The sequence below is a fragment of the Pseudomonas edaphica genome, from assembly GCF_005863185.1.
Lineage (GTDB): Bacteria > Pseudomonadota > Gammaproteobacteria > Pseudomonadales > Pseudomonadaceae > Aquipseudomonas > Aquipseudomonas edaphica.
Map to the genome: position 1 here is coordinate 1 of NZ_VBVZ01001121.1, position 624 is coordinate 624.

Sequence of the window (624 nt, forward strand, 5' to 3'; positions counted from 1 at the left end):
GCTGAGTACCGAGAGGCATCCTGTTTCATGTGTGTTGTAATATATCGAGACAACCTCGCCAGTCTCCGCGGACTGCGCCATGAAACAGAGTGAAGAGTGATGCAGGCCACCCGGTTGACCTTGATTTGCCATGCCGTCACGCCGCTGCAAAAGCACGGGCGTTTTCCCGATGACGAGTCTGTCGCGATGGATTGGCAAGGAGCGGCGTTATCCCTGGCCGGGCGTTTCAAGAAAACCACGCGGTTAGTCAGCGCGCCCGAGGCCAGAAGCCGTCAGACGGCGGGCCTGTTCGGTGCCGACGCGCAGATCGAAAATGCTTTGCGTGATGTTGATTTCGGCGCCTGGAAAGGCCAAGCCATCGATCAATTGGCCCCCGACGCCTTGGCGGCCTGGATGACCGACAGCGCCGCCGCACCCCATGGCGGTGAGTCGGTAGAGCAGCTCTGCACGCGGGTTGGGCGCTGGATCAAATCCCTCGAAAGCCACCCCGGCCACGTCGTGGCCGTCACCCACCCCTTCGTGATCCGTGCCGCCCTGCTGTACGTCATGCAATTTCCCCTCTCGAAGTTCTACTTGATCGACGTCGAGCCGCTGTCCGCCACCGAGCTGCGCGTCAACACTCGA

At 61.2% G+C, this 624-nt stretch carries 1 protein-coding gene; it reads left to right on the top strand.

Annotated features, from left to right (window positions below; genetic code table 11):
- Positions 1–99: 99 nt before the first annotated feature.
- Positions 100–624 (top strand): histidine phosphatase family protein (locus FEM54_RS33625; RefSeq protein WP_138454406.1); only part of this gene is annotated, 525 nt, incomplete at its 3' end.